At 59.0% G+C, this 19,045-nt stretch carries 15 protein-coding genes; 8 read left to right on the forward strand and 7 right to left on the reverse strand.

Annotation, left to right across the window (positions count from 1 at the left end):
• Positions 1 to 3: 3 nt before the first annotated feature.
• From BM205_RS08800 to BM205_RS08820, 5 genes are all read left to right on the forward strand, one after another.
• Positions 4 to 1,923, forward strand: coding sequence for an ABC transporter ATP-binding protein (locus tag BM205_RS08800; RefSeq protein WP_371326474.1), 1,920 nt, complete (start codon positions 4 to 6; stop codon positions 1,921 to 1,923).
• 105 nt (positions 1,924 to 2,028) lie between these two features.
• On the forward strand, positions 2,029 to 2,766 hold the full coding sequence (locus BM205_RS08805) for a cupin domain-containing protein (protein ID WP_092414130.1): 738 nt from the start codon (positions 2,029 to 2,031) through the stop codon (positions 2,764 to 2,766).
• A gap of 2 nt (positions 2,767 to 2,768) precedes the next feature.
• A complete protein-coding gene (locus BM205_RS08810) occupies positions 2,769 to 4,094 on the forward strand; it encodes an NAD(P)/FAD-dependent oxidoreductase (RefSeq protein ID WP_092414131.1) in 1,326 nt (441 codons plus the stop codon).
• 53 nt (positions 4,095 to 4,147) lie between these two features.
• The gene (locus BM205_RS08815) at positions 4,148 to 5,605 is read left to right on the forward strand and encodes an aldehyde dehydrogenase family protein (protein WP_092414132.1); all 1,458 of its coding nucleotides are present in this window, start codon (positions 4,148 to 4,150) and stop codon (positions 5,603 to 5,605) included.
• 72 nt (positions 5,606 to 5,677) lie between these two features.
• Positions 5,678 to 6,862 carry a M20 aminoacylase family protein gene (locus BM205_RS08820; RefSeq protein WP_092414133.1) on the forward strand — a complete coding sequence of 395 codons (1,185 nt, stop codon included), beginning with the start codon at positions 5,678 to 5,680 and terminating at the stop codon, positions 6,860 to 6,862.
• Positions 6,863 to 7,545: 683 nt separating this feature from the next.
• Here the strand turns inward: BM205_RS08820 and BM205_RS08825 are convergent.
• The 5 genes from BM205_RS08825 to BM205_RS08845 form a co-directional block, all read right to left on the reverse strand.
• Positions 7,546 to 8,412 carry a fumarylacetoacetate hydrolase family protein gene (locus BM205_RS08825; protein WP_092414134.1) on the reverse strand — a complete coding sequence of 289 codons (867 nt, stop codon included), beginning with the start codon at positions 8,410 to 8,412 and terminating at the stop codon, positions 7,546 to 7,548.
• Positions 8,413 to 8,508: 96 nt separating this feature from the next.
• Positions 8,509 to 9,693 (reverse strand): serine hydrolase domain-containing protein, encoded by a 1,185-nt coding sequence (locus BM205_RS08830; RefSeq protein WP_092414135.1) that lies wholly within the window; start codon positions 9,691 to 9,693, stop codon positions 8,509 to 8,511.
• A 107-nt stretch (positions 9,694 to 9,800) separates the two neighbouring features.
• A complete protein-coding gene (gene hydA, locus BM205_RS08835; protein WP_092414136.1) occupies positions 9,801 to 11,204 on the reverse strand; it encodes a dihydropyrimidinase in 1,404 nt (467 codons plus the stop codon).
• Positions 11,205 to 11,230: 26 nt separating this feature from the next.
• On the reverse strand, positions 11,231 to 11,959 hold the full coding sequence (locus tag BM205_RS08840; RefSeq protein ID WP_092414137.1) for a maleate cis-trans isomerase family protein: 729 nt from the start codon (positions 11,957 to 11,959) through the stop codon (positions 11,231 to 11,233).
• A gap of 69 nt (positions 11,960 to 12,028) precedes the next feature.
• Positions 12,029 to 13,330 (reverse strand): MFS transporter, encoded by a 1,302-nt coding sequence (locus tag BM205_RS08845; protein ID WP_092414138.1) that lies wholly within the window; start codon positions 13,328 to 13,330, stop codon positions 12,029 to 12,031.
• Positions 13,331 to 13,525: 195 nt separating this feature from the next.
• On the opposite strand from BM205_RS08845, the gene BM205_RS08850 reads away from it, so the two are divergent.
• Positions 13,526 to 14,233: a GntR family transcriptional regulator gene (locus tag BM205_RS08850; RefSeq protein ID WP_092414139.1), complete on the forward strand. Its 708-nt coding sequence runs from the start codon at positions 13,526 to 13,528 to the stop codon at positions 14,231 to 14,233.
• A gap of 58 nt (positions 14,234 to 14,291) precedes the next feature.
• On the forward strand, positions 14,292 to 15,482 hold the full coding sequence (locus tag BM205_RS08855; protein ID WP_092414140.1) for an acetyl-CoA C-acyltransferase family protein: 1,191 nt from the start codon (positions 14,292 to 14,294) through the stop codon (positions 15,480 to 15,482).
• 79 nt (positions 15,483 to 15,561) lie between these two features.
• On the opposite strand, the gene BM205_RS08860 is transcribed toward BM205_RS08855, so the two are convergent.
• Positions 15,562 to 16,227, reverse strand: coding sequence for a YcbK family protein (locus BM205_RS08860; RefSeq protein WP_092414141.1), 666 nt, complete (start codon positions 16,225 to 16,227; stop codon positions 15,562 to 15,564).
• 125 nt (positions 16,228 to 16,352) lie between these two features.
• Positions 16,353 to 17,057: a glutathione S-transferase N-terminal domain-containing protein gene (locus tag BM205_RS08865; protein ID WP_092414142.1), complete on the reverse strand. Its 705-nt coding sequence runs from the start codon at positions 17,055 to 17,057 to the stop codon at positions 16,353 to 16,355.
• A gap of 585 nt (positions 17,058 to 17,642) precedes the next feature.
• Between BM205_RS08865 and BM205_RS08870 the strand changes: the two genes are divergently transcribed.
• On the forward strand, positions 17,643 to 18,950 hold the full coding sequence (locus BM205_RS08870) for an MFS transporter (RefSeq protein WP_092414143.1): 1,308 nt from the start codon (positions 17,643 to 17,645) through the stop codon (positions 18,948 to 18,950).
• The last annotated feature ends 95 nt before the right edge of the window (positions 18,951 to 19,045 follow it).

Below are 19,045 nucleotides of genomic sequence, written 5' to 3' on the forward strand. Positions count from 1 at the left end.
GTGATGCAGTTCGACCAATTCCTCGGCAAGACGACGGCGCCCGGGACGCCCCCTGGCGAGCCGCTGGTGAGCGTCAGCGGCCTGCGCGTCAACGCCCGCAAGGACGACGGCTCCTCGGTGGAGATCGTCAAGGACGTCAATTTCACGGTGGCGCGCGGCGAAGTGCTGGCGCTGATCGGAGAATCTGGTTCCGGTAAGACCACCATTGCGCTGTCGCTGTTGGGATATGCGCGCGCCGGCTGCCACATCGCTGGCGGCCGGATCCGCATCGGCCGGTGCCAGATCGACCAGATGGATGAGAAGGCGCTGCTGGCCATGCGCGGTCACCACGTCGCCTACATCGCGCAGAGCGCAGCCGCCGCCTTCAACCCGGCGCGCACGCTCATGGACCAGGTCATCGAAAGCGCCCTGCAACACCGCGTGATGGACAAGGCCAGCGCCATGCGCAAGGCGGTCGACCTGTTTCGGGCGCTGGCCTTGCCGAACCCCGAGAATATTGGCCGGCGCTATCCGCATCAGGTCTCTGGCGGTCAGTTGCAGCGGGTGATGGCGGCCATGGCTCTGATCACTGATCCTGAGCTGGTGATCCTGGATGAGCCGACTACCGCGCTGGATGTGACCACCCAGATCGAGGTGCTGCGTGCCTTCAAGAACGTGGTTAAGGAATTGGGTACGACGGCTGTCTATGTCTCGCACGACCTGGCGGTGGTGGCACAGATGGCTGACCGCATCATTGTGCTGCGCGATGGCGCCGTGCGCGAGACCGGCCAGACCGGCCAAGTGCTGCACACACCGGCCGACAGCTATACGCAAAGCCTGATCGCCGCCGCTGAGCCAGCTTCGCGCGTGGCGCAGGTGCGCGAGATATTGCCGGATCCGGCGCTGGCTACACAGGCCAAGGTGCCGCTGCTGCGCATCAGCGGCCTGATCGCCGGCTATGGCAGCCCGGATCGCCTAGGCCTGCCGGGGGTGCGGATCCTGGACGATATCAACCTGACGATACAGCGCGGTAGCACGGTCGGCATCATCGGCGAATCGGGATCGGGCAAGACCACGTTGGCACGTGCTGTGGCCGGCATGATCGCGCCGGCGCGCGGTAGCATCCAGCTCGATGGCGAAAACCTCTCGCCTACCATGGAGGGCCGCACCCGGGAACAGTTCCGCCGGGTACAGATCGTGTTCCAAAACGCCGATACGGCGCTCAATCCAGCCCATAACATCGGCCGCATCCTGAACCGGCCGCTGAGCTTCTATCACGGTCTGAAGGGCGAGGCCATGCGCCGTCGCACGGCTGAGCTGCTGGACCTAGTGCGCCTGCCATCGAGTGTGATCGACCGCCTGCCGAGTGAGCTCTCGGGTGGCCAGAAGCAACGCGTGAACCTGGCGCGGGCGCTGGCGGCCAAGCCTGACCTGATCCTGTGCGACGAGGTGACCTCGGCGCTGGATACCGTGGTGGCCGCTGCCATCCTGGAGTTGCTGGCCGAGCTGCGGCGCGAGCTGCAGGTGTCTTACATGTTCATCAGCCATGACATCAGCACGGTGCGCGCCATCTGCGATGACATCGTGGTGCTGTATGCCGGGCGCATGGTGGCCAACCGCCCACGCGAGGCGATGATGGCACCGCCTTACCACCCGTATTCGCATCTGCTGCTGTCGTCGGTGCCGGCCATGCAGCAGGGTTGGCTGGAACAGGTATCTGGCGCGGGCCAGCACAAGTTGCCGCCGATCGGGCCGGTGGAGGCATCGCCCGATATCTGCGCCTTCCTGCCGCGTTGTACGATGCGCGTGGACGGCGTGTGCAATACGGTACCGCCGCGCCGGCGCAACATGGAGCATGGCGGCGAGATCCTTTGCCATCGCTCCGATGCCGAGCTGCAGCAATATCAATCGCCGCTGCTGCCGGTGGGTGGCGTGACTGTTTGACGATTGGTTGACGACAACAAGCCTGCGCAAGAGTGCAGGCGACACATCCGGGCCGTCGCAGGCGAAGCTGTCGAGTCTGCCGCCGGCTCTCATTCAGGAGAAGAAATGACCGCAACGCTGGTGTTGTATCGTGCTTCAGGCGCGCCCGTTTCCACCGTGTTCCGCCGCGCAGGACTGGGCGGCAACGATCCCTTTGCGCTCTGGCGCGAAATCGCCTGGGAAGGCATCGGCGCGATGAGCGCAGGTCGCCTGCGTTTCGAGGGTACGCTGGACGTCGTCAGGTTTCCGCATGTGGAAACCCTGGTCGTTGTCGAAGGCGAATTGACCGTGGAAACCGCAGGCGCTGCGCCGCTGGTGGTACAGCCCGGCAGCGGTGTGGTGATCGGTGCGGGCACGGCCCTGCGGGTAGCTACCAGCTCGTCGGCGCTAGTGGTGTTCTGTGCGGCCGCATGCCCGCAAGCGGCGCAAACCGGCGTGTTCCCGCTGCACGCCAAGGCCAACTTCAAGCCTTCGGCCAACTCGTTGCCCAAGGAAATCCTGCTGGGACCGGTGCCGCAATGTCGCAGTGACAATGTCTTCAATGAAGAATCCATCAAGTATCTGGCCGGCACCTGGGATTCCACGCCTTATCACCGTATCGTGCGCGCGCATCCGGTCAATGAGTTCATGCATATCCTGGACGGCGGCGTGCGCTTTGCCGAGCCGGACGGCAGCGTGGTGTCGGTGGCTGCTGGCGACGCGGTTTTTGTGCCCCAGGGCGCGGCGATCGGCTGGGAGAGCAGTGAACGAGTGGCCAAGTTCTACGTGGTGCAAACCGTCCCGGCCACAATCGAAGGGAAATGACCATGTCGCCTCCACTGAACCTGGTACAGACGCCTTCCATCCCTCCGGCCACAGCCGACGTGGTCGTGATCGGGGGCGGCATCATCGGCATCTTCACCGCCTATTACCTGGCCCGGCGCGGCGTGTCCGTGGTCGTGGTGGAGAAGGGGCGGGTCGGCGCCGAGCAGTCCAGCCGCAACTGGGGCTGGTGCCGCCAGCAGAACCGCGATGCGCGCGAATTGCCGATGGCCACCAAGAGCATCGACCTGTGGGAGCAGTTCAGCGCCGAATCCGGCGAGGATGCCGGCTTTACGCGCTGCGGCCTGCTGTATCTCAGCAATGACGACGAAGAACTGGCGCGCTGGGCCAGTTGGGGCAAGTTTGCCAAGACCGCTGGCGTGACCACCCATATGCTCGACAGTCAGCAAGCCGCCGAGCGCGGCCATGCCACCGGCCGTGGCTGGAAGGGCGGGGTGTTCTCGCCCACCGATGGTACCGCCGATCCGGTCAAGGCCGCTCCGGCCGTGGCGCGCGCCGTGATGAAGCTGGGCGGTAGCGTGATCCAGCAATGCGCGGCGCGCGGCATCGAGATGGAGGCAGGGCGGGTCGCCGGCGTTGTCACCGAAGCCGGGGTCATCAAGACCAGGACCGTGGTGCTGGCTGGCGGCGCCTGGGCATCGTCGTTCTGCCGTCAGTTGGGCATACGCTTCCCGCAAGCCTCGGTACGCCAATCGATCATGAGCGTGGCGCCTATGGACAAGCCACTGCCCGGGGCGCTGTTCACCTCGGGCGTGGCGGCCACGCGGCGCAGCGACGGTTCCTATGCGCTGGCCATCAGCGGTCGCGCTCGGGTGGATCCGACCGGGCAGTTCCTGCGCTTTTCGCCGCAATTTCTGCCCATGTTCGCCAAGCGCTGGCGCAGCCTGTCGCCGGGCGGCCTGGAAGCGCTGCGCAGCGGCCATGAGACGTTGTCGCGCTGGCGCCTGGATGCGCCTACGCCGATGGAGCGCATGCGCATCCTCGATCCCAAAGCCGATCCGGTGGCCATCCGCGCCACCCATCGGCGGGCCATCGAGTTGCTGCCCGAGTTGCGCAACGCCAGGGTCACGCACACCTGGGCCGGTTATGTCGACAGCACACCCGACGGGGTGCCTGGCATCGGCGAGGTGCCGCAGGTGCCCGGACTGATCCTGGCCGCAGGTTTTTCCGGCCATGGCTTCGGTATCGGCCCCGGGGCGGGTCACTTGATCGCCGACCTGGCAACCGGCGCCGAGCCCCTCGTCGATCCCCGCCCATATCACCCTGGCCGCTTTGCCCGCTCCGCGTGGGGCAAGGTCGCCGATTTCTAGACGTCGCCGGCACCCCCGCCGCGGGGGCCGGTATCGCCGCAAGGACATACTGAATGACATCACCTCTGCATCACCTGCAGCATACCGGCCGACTGGAGCGCTTATTCATCAACGGCCATTGGATACTGCCGGAGGGCCGCGAACGGGTCTCCGTGATCTGCCCTTCGACCGAAGAGAGTCTGTGCGAGATCGCACTGGGCGATGCGCGCGATGCCGAACGTGCGGTGCTGGCTGCGCGCGGGGCTTTCCCGGCCTGGTCGGCAACCCCGCCGCAGCAACGCGCAGCGTTGTTGGGGCGGGTCCATGCGCTGCTGCTGGAGCGCAGCGAACTGTTCGCCACGGCGCTCACGCTGGAGATGGGCGCGCCGATCGGCTATGCACGCAGTGCGCATGTGCCACTGGCGGCCGAACACCTGCGGGTAGCGCGCGACAACCTGGCGAGTTATCCCTTCATCCGGCCGCGCGGTACGACGGCGATCCTGCGCGAACCCATCGGCGTGTGCACGCTGATCACTCCCTGGAACTGGCCGATCTACCAGATCACCGCCAAGGTCGGGCCGGCACTGGCGGCGGGGTGCACGGTGGTGTTGAAACCGAGCGAACTCTCGCCGTTGTCGGCCTTATTGTTCGCCGAGATCGTCGCCGAGGCCGGGGTGCCTGCCGGTGTCTTCAACCTGGTCAGCGGCACCGGCGCCGAAGTCGGTGCGGCGCTGGCGGCACATCCCCAGGTGGACATGGTGTCGATTACCGGTTCCACCCGCGCGGGTGTGCTGGTGGCCCAGGCGGCGGCGCCGGGCGTCAAGCGCGTGGCCCAGGAGCTGGGCGGGAAGTCGCCCAATGTCGTGCTGCCGGATGCCGATCTGGCGCAGGCCATTCCGCTCGGCGTGGCGGCGGCGTTCCGCAACATGGGCCAGTCGTGCAGCGCGCCCACGCGCCTGATCGTGCCGCGCAACCAGCTTGATCACGTCCATCAACTGGCCTTGGCGGCGCTGGGACAGATGAAGGTCGGCGATCCGATGGATGCGGCGACCACCCACGGCCCCTTGGCCAATCGCGCGCAGTTCGAGCGGGTGCAGCAGATGATCGAGGCAGGATTGCAGGATGGTGCCCGTCTGCTGGCGGGTGGGCCGGGGCGGCCAGAGGGATTGGAGCGCGGCTTCTATGCGCGGCCGACCATCTTTTCTGACGTGCATGCGGATATGGTGATCGCACAACAGGAAATCTTCGGCCCGGTGCTGGCGATCCTGCCCTACGACACGGTGGAGGAAGCCATCTCCATCGCCAACGATACGGTCTATGGCCTGGGCGCCCATGTGCAGGGAAGGGACAAGGAACAGTTGCGCGCGGTGGCCGCGCGCATCCAGTCAGGCCAAGTCCACTTGAACTACCCGGCCTGGGATCCGCAGGCGCCGTTCGGCGGCTACAAGCAATCCGGCAACGGCCGCGAATACGGCGTCGAGGGGATGGAAGAGTACATGGAGGTGAAATCGGTCCTCGGCTACTACGATTGAAAGCTGGCCCAACATATCAGTCCGGGCGCCGCAACGTGAGCGGCTGCCTTGCAGTTTTTAAAGGTATCGCGCATGGAAATTCCCGTCATTCCCGACTCAATACTGAGCACCCATCGTTCGCACTGGGCAAGCCTGCGCCGCGATTTGCATGCCCATCCCGAGCTGCGGTTCGAAGAACATCGCACGGCGGAGGTGGTTGCCAACGAACTCCAGGCGCTGGGCTACCAGGTCGTGCGCGGCCTGGGCGGAACCGGCGTGGTGGCCAGCTTGCCCGGTGCCGACCGGCGGCGCGGCATCGTCCTGCGGGCCGACATGGATGCCTTGCCGATCCAGGAAGCCAATGATTTCGCCCATGCCTCCTGCACGCATGGGATCATGCATGCCTGCGGACATGACGGCCATACAGTGATGTTGCTGGGCGCTGCGAGAGTGTTGAAGCAGATGCCGCAGTTGCCCGGCGCCGTGCATTTCGTTTTCCAGCCCGGAGAGGAGGGCGGTGCGGGGGCACGCAAGATGATCGATGACGGCCTGTTTGAGCAGTTTACGACCGAGGCGGTGTTTGGCATGCATAATTGGCCTGGACTCCCGGCCGGACACTTCGGACTGCGTACCGGCCCCATCATGGCTGCAGGCTCTCGCCTGAAAATCACCATTACCGGCAAGGGTGCGCATGCGGCGCAACCACACCTGGGGTTGGATCCAATCCCACTAGCCTGCGCCATCGTGCTGCAATGCCAGACAATCGCCGCGCGTCACAAGGATCCGGTGGATCCGGCCGTGATCTCGGTGTGCATGTTCCATGCCGGCGATACGGACAACGTCATTCCGGATCGGGCTGAACTTCGCGGTACCATCCGGACGCTGTCATCCTCGTTGCAACAGAAGTTGCAGCGCGATATCCACCAAATGAGCGAGGCATTGGCAAGCGCCTATGGCGCACAAGCCGAGGTCGAGTTCTTCCAGTATTACCCGGCCACAATTAATACCCCGGGCGAGACGGCGTTATGCGAAAGCATCATCCGCGAGACCTTCGGCGATGCGCGTATACGGACTAATATTCCGCCCAACATGACCTCGGAAGACTTCGGCTTCATGCTCGAAGAACGTCCGGGGACCTATGTGCTGCTCGGCAACGCGTCCGAGGGGAAAGGCTCACCGTCATTACATCATCCCCAATACGACTTCAATGATGATGTCACCGAGGAGGGCGTGCGGTACTGGGTGGCATTGGCTCAGCGTTATTTCACTACGGGGTGAGAAGATGCATTTTCATCAGATATTTTGGTCTTTTGTTCAGGACATCGTGATGGCAGTAGGGAATCGGCGTAGCATTAATCGAGTGCTTTCCGAATTCAGTGCCCCCATGACAAAAGAATGCGGAATACAAAAGCAAATCATCGCATGTCGACGATATCGAGGTCCTGATTACCGTCGCATATCATTTGACGACTATTTCCACGCCGAGACCAGATCTGTACTGCTGATTCGGGACAAGAGTGACAGTGTTGCTGACCAAGTCATTGCAACCTGGAAGCAGCCGTATATAGGTCTACCATGCGTTATTACCACGGACGAACGCGTGGCAGTCTGCTCAGATATAGCCACCCTTCGAAAAGAGCTGCATCTACTCGTACAATCTCATGCCTCTTTAGGTGCAAAAACTATTGCAATCTAATTTACATCTGAAGCCCGGGTCATTTAGCGAGATATCGCTGGAAAATTCAAGAACCTTGTCTACATCGTCGTGACCTTTTACACGGTAAACATGTATTTAGCTAGAAGGCTTAGTTGTTTACATTTTTTGGTATGCACAACCTTTCTGAGATCCAAGTAATTTGATCATGTAAAAAAATCCCGCTAAATCACTGATTTAGCGGGATTTTTTATTGCCCTGCATTTCCCCGCATATGGCGGAGGACAGGGGGAAACCAAGTAACGTATCAACCGTCAATCAACTCCGGATTCCAGGCATGCACCGACTGCCGCTGCTCACCCAGGCCGGTAACGCCCAGGCGCATCTGGTCGCCAGGCTTGAGATAGATTGGAGCAGGCTTCTGGGCCAATCCCACACCGGCCGGAGTGCCGGTGCTGATGATGTCTCCAGGGTAGAGCGTCATGAAGCGGCTGATGTAGCTGACCAGATGAGCGACGCTGAACAGCATGTTGCGCGTGCTGCCGTTTTGAAAGCGGTGGCCGTTGACCTCCAGCCACAGATCCAGATTCTGCGGATCTGGCACTTCATCCGCTGTCACCAGCCAGGGTCCGATCGGACCGAAGGTGTCGCAGCCTTTGCCTTTATCCCATTGGCCGCCGCGTTCGAGTTGGTACTCACGCTCGGAGATGTCGTTGACCACGCAATAGCCGGCTACATGCTTGAGCGCTTCGGCCTCAGAAACGTAACGCACTGTGGTGCCGATGATCACGCCCAGCTCCACTTCCCAATCACCTTTCACCGAACCTTGCGGCAGCACCACCGGATCGTTGCAGCCGATCACGGCGCTGGTTGGCTTCATGAACAGCACCGGCTCGGCAGGCGCGGTGAGACCGGATTCGGCGGCGTGGTCGGCGTAGTTCAAGCCGACACAAATGAATTTTCCCATGCCGCTGTAGGGTGGGGCGATGCGGCCCGGCTGAGCGATGATCGGCAGGGCGTTGATATCCAGTGCCGCCAGGCGTGCAAGATTTGCGGGCGACAGTGTTTGCGCGCTAATGTCGGATAGTTCACCCGACAAATCACGAACCTGGTTATCGGCATCGATCAGTGCCGGCTTTTCATGGCCTTTGGAGCCGTAGCGCATTAATTTCATTGGATTTCCTTTTTTTTTCGAAGAGACGTTTCTGTCTCGAAATTTGATAGATACCGCCCCCTGGGCTGTCAATCAAGACGAGCCAAAGGGAAATGTTCAACGTTCCGGGGGATCGTTGAATGCAGTTGCAGTACCGGCGACGCCCGCGCTTTGTTCGCTGAGCTGCAATTCTTTCAAAAGAGCCGCCTGGCGCGCAGCGTTCGGGACAAGCTTTTGTCCTGGCTTCATCGCCGGCAGGATATAGTCGTTGACCATGCGTCGATACAGTTGCAGGTAAGTCGCATCTCGCAGCCCACCGTCGGTAGGCAACAGGCTGGTCATGACGACCACCGCATTTTGTGTCGGCAGAACGGTAATGAATTGCCCCTTGAATCCCATCGCACCGAATTCCGGTTGCCCTTCGACGATATGATTGATCCAGCAATAGTAGCCGTAGTCTTTGGCGAGAGCCGGATTGGCCGGCGTTGTCATCTGCTTGATCCATGCATTGGGCACGATTTGTTTTTCGTGCCACTGGCCGCCGTTAAGCAGCAGCGTTCCCAGCTTGGCCATATCGATCGGGCGTAGTCTGAGTCCCCATCCGCCTGAGGCCGAACCGGTCTGGTCGACGCCATCCCAGCGGTAATGAGACATGCCCAGCGGCTTGAATAATTTCTCTTCGGCGAATACATCTTCGCGCTGTCCTGCCGCCGCGCTCACCATTGCTCCTACCAGCACCGGATTGACGTCGGTGTAATCAAATTCTTTTCCGGGTGGCAGTCTGGCCTGGCTTTTCGCTGCTAACGCCAATCGGTTGGGAACACCGTAGTACAAGGTGTCGGAACCCTCGGTTTGCTTGTAAAACAAGCCGCTCGACATCGACAGCAGATCGCGCACGGCGATATCTTGCTTGTCTGCCAGCGCCGTTTTTAGCTCTGGATGCTTGGCGACTATCCTGGGGACGATCTTGTCGGTCGGTGCGAGTTTTCCCTCACCCTCAAGAATACCTGTCAGCAGCGAGGTGACGCTTTTGGTTACCGAATACAACTCGTAATTATTATCGCGCACCAGGCCGCCGCTGTAGCGTTCGAAAATGATCTTGCCATCTTTGATGACGAGCAGGCTGCGCACGTCCAGCTTATCCTTGCGTATCCATTCCGACATGCGGATCAATGGCTCTGAATCGACGCCGACGATCTCGGGCAGGGTCGACGGAAAATCCGTGTCCTCTGCGCTGGCCGCAAACGTTGCAATGCCGATGGCAGGCAGCAGAGCCAGGCGGATCAGGGTGGAAAATTTCATCAATTCGCTCCTTGTTCAACAGGTTGTTGCGCACATATGGTCAGCATTGCCGTCCCCGCATTCTTAACGGGACCGGCCCGGCCGGCTTTTGCTCGACGCTACGTTGCTTAGATCGACGGCGTACCGCAGGGCAGGAACTGTCCGGCGCCAGCCGTACCGGTGAAGTCCTGATTCAGGCTGACCACTTTGCCGTGCGACAGCGTCAGCACCGGCCAGCCTTGTACCGTCTTGCCTTCATACGGCGTGTAATCGACCTCGTGATGCAGCATGGTGTTGTTGATCACCACCTGGCGCTTGGTGTCCCACAATACGATGTCAGCATCGGCGCCGACCATGATCGACCCCTTGCGTGGATACAGTCCGTACATCTTGGCGGGATTGGTCGCAGTCAAAGCGACGAATTGATGGACGTCAAGCCGGCCTTCCATCACACCGTCGGAGAACAGCAGCGGCAAGCGGGTTTCCAGGCCGGGGATACCGTTCGGAATATATTGGAACGGCTGTTCCTTGCCACCCAGTTTTTTACCCTCGGCATCGTCATAACGGAACGGCGCATGATCGGATGAGAAGATGCTGAATGCACCGTTGGTCAAACCGTCCCATACCGCTTTTTGATTTTCATGGTCGCGTGGTGGCGGGCTGCAGACGCATTTGGCGCCGTGGTAGCCTTCGCCGCCAAGATCATGTTCAGTGAGGAACAGATATTGCGGGCAGGTCTCGGCATAGATGCGCAAGCCGCGGCCATGCGCCCAGCGGATCTGTTCGATTGCTTCGCGTCCCGATACATGCACGATCAGGATCGGTACGTCGACCAGTTCCGAGAACGTGATGGCGCGGTGCGTAGCTTCCCGCTCCACCGCCATCGGTCGGGACACCGCATGATACTTCGGTGCGCTGTGGCCGGCATCGCTCAGGCGGTCGGTCAGCCAGCCGATGCAATCGGAGTTTTCCGCGTGGATCATCACCAGCGCCTTATGCTCGCGCGCCACCGACAGCACTTCCAGTATTTCGCGGTCGTTGAGTTTCAGATCGTCGTACGTCATGTAGATCTTGAACGAGGTATAGCCCTGCCGGATCAGGTCCGGCAATTCTTCCTGCAATACCTTCGGAGTCGGATCGGCGACGATCAGGTGAAAGGCATAATCGATTACAGCCTTGCCGCCAGCCCGTCGATGATAATCCTCGACTGCTGCATACAGCGAACCGCCTTTGCTTTGCGCCGCAAACGGAATCACCGTGGTGGTTCCGCCGCAGGCAGCGGACCGGGTTCCAGTAAAAAAATCATCCGCCATGCGCATGCCGTCCGGCATTGGCTGATCCAGGTGGCAATGGGCATCCACGCCGCCCGGCAAGACTAATAAGCCGGTCGCATCAATTTCTTCAGCGCCGGCCGGTAAATTCTTGCCGAGTGCCTCGATCTTGCCGTCGCGAATGCCGATATCGCATTGAAATCGGTCAGACGCGGTCGCCACATCGGCATTGCGAATGACCAGGTCGAACGCTGTTGTCATGATGGTTTTCTCCGCTTATCTAATACTTAGACGACTTCCTGGAACAAACGGCCCCAGCCGGTCAGCTTGGTGGTGTCGTAACCGGCGATGCGCAGCGATTTCCAGACCACGGTGGAAATGGTGTCGTAGATTGGCACACCGGTTTCCGCTTCCAGTTCCGGCACCAGGTGCGCTGCTTTCAGATTGGTGCAGAAGGTCGAAATCGCTTTCGGGTCCTTGCGGGCAACCTCGCGCACCATGCTGCGAATCTGGTCTTCGGTGACTTCAGAGAAGGAAAAATTCACATGCAGGTTCAGGTGACGTTCAGCGATGCAGTTGAAACCCGAACGACCATAGTTCTCGATGATCTTTTCCATTACATTGTCGAGATAAGGTGTCACCAGGCCGAAATCCTTGGCATTGGTTTTTTCCAGGATTTCATTTAACGCCAGCACTGAAGTAGTGGCCGGAATGCCGGTTGCTTCAGTAATACGCTGGCATAACCGTTCATCGGCTTCGAAGCCGAGCCAGCCGGACGAGGTGCCGTTCCAGCCGATGACGTCGACCTTGGCATCGGCCAGCAGCATCGCGGCTTCGATGATCTTGCTGTCGTCGAATTGTCCCAGTGCCTGGTCGCGCAACGATATTTCAGTCACGGTGAAACGGGAGAAATGGGCGGAAACGCCAGGCAGTCCGCTGACCATGGCGCTGGTGATCGGCTCCAGCGAAGTATTGGAAGAAGGGGTCAACATGCCCAAGAGAGTGCGCTTTGTCATTTGTATTGCTCCGTAAATAATATGGTAAAACGTTGAAACGTTGATTTAGTGTTTCGCGTCAGGCGGAAATCAGATCGGGATTTTTTTCTCGTAATCGATGCCGGTCGAGCAGATGAACAAGCCGACGCCAGCCGCTGCAAAGAACATCAGCGCCAGGAAGTAAGAGCCGGTTACTTGCACGATGGTGCCGACGATAATCGGCACGCAGATGCCGCCGATGTTGCCGCCCAGGTTCATCAGGCCGCCCAGGAAGCCCACCTTGTCGCGAGTGCCAAGAATTGACGGAATGCACCAGTACAGGCCGCACCAGCGGATGAAGAACAAGGTTACGGATAACATCACCACGACCGTTGTCGCGTCTTTGATGTAAGCCACAGAGAAGATCGAGAACGTGGCAATCACGGCGGCGATGCCAAACAGCGTGCGCATCACTTTGTTAGGTGAACCGCCGGCTGCTTTCCATTTGTCGGCGATGTAGCCGCCAACCAGTTCGCCGACAAAGCCGGAGAAGAAAATGATGAAGCTGGCGCCGCCCATTTGCTTGATGTCGAAACCATGCACTTTGTTCAGGTAGTTCGGCATCCAGGTCAGCAAACCGTAGAACACCGAGTTGAAGCACATCCAGCCGAAGAACATGAACAGCACCGATTTGTGTTTGAAGAAATCAAGGGAGCGGCCGCTCAGGTTAGCCGGTTCTTTCTTGAACTCGCTGGCTTGCGCTGCTTCGATGTAGCTGGCTTCGGCGTCATTGACACCACTATGGTCGCGCGGATTGTTGCGGATGTAATACCAGGCCCATATGCCGGCCAGTACGGTGCCGACACCGGCCACCACGAACGCCAGGCGCCATGATCCGAGCGTCGTGATCAGCGCTGTGATGATGATCGCGCCCAGCGCAGCGCCGAGCGGTGCGCCGCCATCGAGCAGTGTGGCGCCGCGGCCGCGTTCGTTTTGCGTCATCCAGATCGCATTCAGTTTGCCGCCGGCCGGATAGATCGGCGCTTCTGCCGCACCCAGGCCGAGGCGTGTCAATAACAATGCGGTGGAACTGGTGCAAACCGCGGCGAGTGCCTGGAATGCGCCCCAGAAGACTGTCGCGATGGCGATCACGATACGCGGTTTGAAACGATCGGCCAGCATGCCGCCGGGGATTTGCATGAACGCATAAGTCCAGAAGAAGGAACTCAGGATCAAGCCTTGCATGGCCGGACCGAGATCGAACTCTTTTGCGATCAGCGGCATGGCGACTGATAGCGATGCGCGGTCGATGTAGTTAATCGAAATTAGTAGCAACATGGTGAAGAAAATCTTCCATCGGACGGAAGTTTTTCCTGCTGTTGCTACCGCTGCTGTATTGGTTGTGGCGTCCATTTCGTCTCCATTTAGGGTGAACAGTTCTTTCCAGCTCTTATTTGCGCACGGTATTTTCCTTGCTGGTGTAAGCATATAATACTTAATCTGTAATTACAAGTTATGTAAGTTGTTGATTTATAGTGTTATTTAAAACTTTAATTGATGTGTGTTAAGATTTTTTATTAAAATCAGCCAAGATGTGATGTAAACGCCATGTTGATCGCGCCCGAAACAACCACCAAAGTGAAGACCAGTCCCGTCAATGGCCGGGGCTTGCGTCGTAGCGGGCTTTCAAGCGAGATTGCCGACCGGCTGCGCGAAATGATCCAGGAGGGCGAGCTTGCGCCGGCCAGCCGCATCATGGAAAAAGAGTTGTGCGAATATTTCGAAATTTCAAAAACACCGCTGCGCGAGGCGCTGAAAGTGCTGGTGGCGGAAGGCTTGATCAAGCATCGCCAGCATCTCGGTTACCACATCTCCGAAATAGACATCGATGAAATCGGGTCGATTTTTGACGTGCTGCACGGATTGGAAGAGTTGGCCGGCCGGCAGTTATGTATACGCATTGATGAAGAAGCGCTGAGCGCGATCGAACGCAAGCATCAGGCCATGGTCGTGCATCACGTTAACGGCAAGCGCATCGCCTATTTCCGGCTGAACCAGGAAATCCATCAAATGATCGTGGACGCCGCCCGCAATCCGGTGCTGTCGTCGATCTATGCAAACCTGATGGCAAAAATCCATCGTGCACGCGGCGTCGCCAATGCAGAATCCCTGCGCTGGCAGGAATCGCTGCTTGAGCATGAACAAATCATGCAAGCGCTAAGCACCAGTTCGGCAAGCCTGCCGCAGGTATTGCGCGAGCATTCCGAACATACCGCTGCTGAAGTTATGAAAGCACTACACCAGCTGGCTTCCTAGACGGCGGCAAGCCAGCATGCGACCACACCGTCAAATCAAATTCAACGAGGAGATAAGCATGGCAAACACAAGAGAAGTAGTTATCGTCGGCGCTGCACGTACCGCGATCGGGACATATGGTGGCGCGTTGAAGGATTTCGCGCCGGGCGAGCTGGGCGCGATTGCTGTCAAGGAAGCGTTTGCACGGGCCGGGGTTGATCCGCTCCAGGCCGGCCAGATCATATTCGGCAACGTCATACACACCGAAGCGCGCGACATGTACGTGTCACGCGTGGTGGGTATCAATGCCGGCATGGGTAAAGAGTCCACGGCGCTGACGCTTAACCGCCTGTGCGGCTCGGGCTTGCAAGCCATTATCACCGCAGCAAATTCGATCCAGCTGGGCGAGACCGATGTCGCTGTCGGCGGCGGCGTCGAAAGCATGAGCCGCTCGATGTACGGCACCCAGGCTGCACGCTGGGGCGCGCGCATGGGTGACGTCAAGATGGTCGACATGATGGTGGGCGCCTTGTCGGATCCTTTCGGCGGTGGGCATATGGGTATCACTGCTGAAAACGTGGCGGAGAAATACAGTATCTCGCGTGAAGAGCAGGACGCATTCGCCCTGGAAAGCCAGCGACGTGCGACTGCAGCCATCGCTGCCGGTCACTTCAAGTCGCAGATCGTGCCGGTCGAAATCAAGACCCGTAAAGGCATCACGCTATTCGATACCGACGAATATCCAAAGGCCGACGCCACCATGGAGTCGCTGGCGAAGCTCAAGCCGGCATTCAAAAAAGAAGGCGGTACAGTCACGGCCGGTAACGCGTCGGGCATTAACGACGGTGCGGCTGCCTGTGTCCTGATGGCAGCTGATGCTGCAGCTCAAGCCGGTTTGAAGCCACTGGCGCGTGTGGTGTCCTATGGGGTGGCCGGGGTTGATCCGTCGATCATGGGAACCGGTCCGATTCCTGCGGTCCAACTGGCGTTGAAACGTGCCGGCCTTAGCCTCAGCGACATGGCGGTGATCGAGTCGAATGAAGCGTTTGCTGCGCAGTCGCTGGGTGTTTGCAAAGGATTGGGACTTGATCCTGCGCTGACCAATGTCAATGGCGGCGCCATCGCGCTTGGCCATCCGTTGGGCGCGAGCGGCACGATTATTGCGGTCAAATGTCTGTATGAATTGATCCGCACTAACAAGCGCTACGGCCTGATCACCATGTGCATTGGCGGTGGTCAAGGCATCGCGCTGATCATCGAGCGTCTTTAACGTGACTTGACGCGATTTTTTTTCAACGAGAGAATAATCGCTACGTAATCGCTACGTAATCGCTGCGGGCTGCAGGCAATCAACCTTTCCAGGTGCGCTGCAGTCCCGTATCGGCATGAATCCAGCCACCGTTTTTCCCCGGCCGATAATAGAAGCCGACGCCGCCTTGGCGGAAGCTGCGTATCAAGCCGCCCAGCACGTCGGCATCCAGTTGGGTGAGGCGGATATCAGCCGCGCGACCTTCCAAATGCAATGATTTGCGCGCCGCCGGCACGCCGGTTTCGATCAGGTGCTGATTGGTGCTTGCAGTCCGGAATCCGGACAGGATTTCGAGGGGCTGGCTGATGCCATAGCGTGCGATAAAAGCCTGTGTGCCCCACAAGGTCTCAAGCAGCTTGGGATCTATCGGCGCCGTTTGCTTGCCTTGAACGTCCCGCAGCAGGTGGCATAACTGCTGATAAGCGGATTCCTGGATTTCCCCGTCTTTCCAGTACAGTAGCCTGGCGCGTTCGCCGCTGGCCGGGCGCGTCACTTCCAGCACCCGAGGCTTGAGCCAGAACTCCATGTCTACCAGTTGCGCGTCAAAGATATCCGGCGGCGGGTCCATCGGCGCCGGCGCGCCGGAAGGGTTGGCGGAAGTCTCTTTCGCGAAAGCCGTTGAAGCTGTAAATGGCAACTGACTGGAAAAGAGTCCGGAGGCGGTCAGGAACAAGCTCTTCTGCAGGAAATTTCGGCGCGATGACATGGAGGTCCAAATGTGATGGGATGGCCGATTTTATCGCACCATCCTCACTTTGAGTAGCCGCCGGTTTTTACGCGCCGATTCGCGTTACCTGAAAAGCAGTCGGGCTGCAATCAGTCGGGCTGCGCTCAGTCGCGCTTCGGAATCGTAAGACCTTTAGCGACAGCCGGGCGCGCGACAAACGCCGCCAGCGCTCGCGTGACATGCGGAAAATCCGCAATCCCCACCAGGTCGCCCGCTTCGTAGAAGCCGATCAGGTTGCGTATCCACGGGAAGGTGGCGATGTCAGCGATGGTATAGGTATCTCCCATAATCCAGTCGCGCTCGGCGAGGCGTTGATTGAGTACCGCCAGCAGGCGCTTCGATTCCTCCACGTAGCGGTCGCGCGGACGTTTGTCTTCGTAGTCCTTGCCGGCGAATTTATTGAAAAAGCCAAGCTGGCCGAACATCGGTCCGATGCCGCCCATCTGGAACATCAGCCACTGGATGGTCTCGTAGCGTCCGGCAAGATCTTTCGGCATGAACTTGCCGCTCTTGTCCGCCAGGTAAATCAGGATCGCACCCGATTCAAACAGCGGCAGCGGTTTGCCATCCGGGCCATTGGGATCGAGGATCGCCGGAATCTTGTTATTGGGATTGAGCGACAGGAATTCCGGGGAGGTCTGGTCGTTGGTGCCGAAGCTGACTAGATGCGGCTCGTAAGGCAGGCCGGTTTCTTCCAGCATGATCGAGATCTTGACGCCATTGGGTGTCGGCAGCGAATACAGCTGGATCCGGTCGGGATGCTGGGCAGGCCATTTTTTGGTGATGGGGAATGTGGAAAGATCGGTCATCAAAATTCCTTTTTGCTGGTATTGATCTGCTTGAAATGTGCCGGCGCCAAACGCCGAAAAATGCTTAGTCTAAAGCAAGCCGGGTAAAGATGCTCTGACCCCGCTTAGTTTGGGCTGCGCGTCGCATACACCGTAAAAACTTCAGTATTGCAACTTGTGTCGGTACCTACGCTTCGAGGACGGGGCCGATAGCGGTGTTGCTAAATAGATTTCAAGCAGGTTCTTAGTATGTTTCCTATGCAAAACACTAAACCGCATACGAAACAAAAAGAGCTTTCTTTTTGCTGGATATCTGCTATATTTTATTCCAATATAGTTCACATATGGTTCTGTGTTTTATATATGAGACAAATGGCGATGGTCTGCATAACGGAGCTTGCTCCGTTTTATGTGTGACAAACAGCCGTTGTGATGGGTACGAAGTTACCTGCATTAACTAGCCAGAGGCACTATGATCAAAATCGCATTTCGCCATGTCGGCAGCAACGTTGTCTGCCGACAGACAACGGGCGCGTTTGCCGCCCCCCTCGCCACGCTTAGCTACGTGTGCCCAAGCGCTGCCAATTCGACAACGCGGGGGATTTCATGAAATCCAATAGCGGCCGCTGGTACGGCGTTATCACCCTGTTCATCATTGTCGCCATTTCCTATGTAGACAGAATCAATATCTCGGTATTGATCACCGATCCCGCGTTTCTGAGCCATATCGACCTGGCCAAGGATGACCGCGCCAGCCAAGGCTTCCTGGCCACGGCGTTCATGCTGGGTTACGGGATCTCCGCCTTTATCCTGACGCCGTTTTGCGCCGCACTGTTCGGAGTTCGCAAGAGCCTGATCTATGGCTTGATCATGTGGGGCGTTGTCACTTTCCTGACGCCGCATTTCCATGGCTACGGCATTCTGGTGGCATCGCGCATCTTGCTCGGCGTTGCCGAGGGACCGCTGTTTTCTCTGGCGTCGTCATACATCAAGGCGCACTTCGAGGGGCGCGAAAACGGCAAGCCAAACTCATTCGTCAACATGGGAACCGGCCTGGGCCTGGCGCTTGGCTATCCGCTGATTGGTTACATGCTGGTCAGTTTTCACTGGGAGATGTCGTTCTATCTGGTGGGTTTGATGAATGTCTTGCTGGGCATCCCACTGGTGCTGGCGTTTGTACGCATGCCGAAAACGGCGGCATATATGGATAAGCCTAAATCCATGGGTGATGCGGTGAAGCGTGCGGGCGATATCGTCAACGGTGCACTGAAAACGCGTCACCTGTTCCTGATCACCATACTGACTTCTGCCGCACTGGCCTATCTTTGGGGCAGCAGCAACTGGCTGCCGGCATACCTGAAAGAGGCGCGTGGTTTCTCGCTGAAGGAACTGGGCTGGCTTGCTTCCTTGCCGCAATATGCGCTGGTGCTGGCCGTGCTGCTGGGTGGGGTCATCATTGACAAGATTGAGCGTCAGCGCGTGCCATTCATTTTCATGGCGGCAAGTGTAGGCGTCGCGTTGTCGGTGTTGCTGGCGATTAATGTGGGGAACGCCTATTGGGCAGCCTACAGCCTGATTGCCGCGAATTTCTTCTGGGGTTTGCTCAGCCCGGCGATTCCTAGCACGGTGCAATATTATTCGCGTCCCGAACATACTGCCAGCGCCTTTGGCGTCGTCAACGGCACCGGCAGCCTGGTGGCCGGATTCATGCCGGCCCTGATGGGTGGGGTAATTAGTGCAGTGGCCGCTGCATCGGGTACAGCCGCTGGTTCGGGCGCTGGATTTTTTGCAGGATTCGCGCTGCTCATAGGCACCCAACTGGTGGTGTTCGTTTGCGGTTTGATCCTGTGGCTGCGTGAGCGTGCCGACAAACACCGGGCCGCGTCAGCAGTGTCAGGTCTTGGCGTTTCATGATGGAGGGGTGCTGGCGCCGCGAACGCGGCGTCGCATCGACGGCCAGGCCACTACCCGGGAAATAATTTGCTTGATCGAGTAGCGTCGGCTCACAG

The organism is Collimonas sp. OK307, assembly GCF_900113705.1.
In the GTDB taxonomy this organism is placed as follows: Bacteria; Pseudomonadota; Gammaproteobacteria; order Burkholderiales; family Burkholderiaceae_D; genus Collimonas.